We start from the raw sequence: 625 nt of genomic DNA, 5'->3' as shown, positions 1-625 counted from the left end.
ACCCTTTATATCGTTGGATAACTGGTTTAGGGGAAGCAGGTAATTCTTCTAATAACTCATCTAATTCAACATCAGAATCTAAATAAACCACTTTTTTTCCTTGTCTTACTTGATACAAAGGCGGTTGCGCGATATACACGTATCCTGCTTCGACAACTGGACGCATGTAACGATAAAATAGAGTCAATAAAAGCGTACGAATATGTGCTCCATCCACATCAGCATCAGTCATGATCACTAGTTTATGGTAACGTGCTTTGGAAAGATCAAAGTCTCCGCCAAAACCAGTTCCCATCGCTGTAAAGAGGGAACGGATCTCATCATTGGCTAAAATACGGTCCAAAGTCGCTTTTTCAACATTTAAAATTTTACCACGGATCGGTAAAATGGCTTGGAATAAACGAGAACGTCCTTGTTTAGCAGATCCCCCAGCAGAATCTCCTTCAACGATAAACAATTCGCTGATCGAGGGGTCTTTACTTGAACAGTCGGCTAATTTACCCGGCAAGTTGCTGATTTCTAATCCACTCTTTTTACGGGTAACTTCACGGGCACGTTTAGCAGCTAAACGTGCTCTAGAAGCTAATAACCCTTTTTCGACGATTTTTCTAGCTGTTTGAGGATT

Annotated in this window: 1 protein-coding gene; it reads right to left on the bottom strand. The window is 41.0% G+C overall.

Annotation, left to right across the window (positions count from 1 at the left end):
- The coding region (locus RT405_RS04825; protein WP_313468039.1) for a toprim domain-containing protein at positions 1 to 625 on the bottom strand (625 nt) is incomplete at both ends.

This window comes from Carnobacterium sp. (assembly GCF_032094055.1).
Classification (GTDB): domain Bacteria; phylum Bacillota; class Bacilli; order Lactobacillales; family Carnobacteriaceae; genus Carnobacterium_A.
The sequence above is the reverse complement of the archived record's forward strand: the minus strand, read 5'-3'. Positions and strand labels throughout refer to the sequence as shown.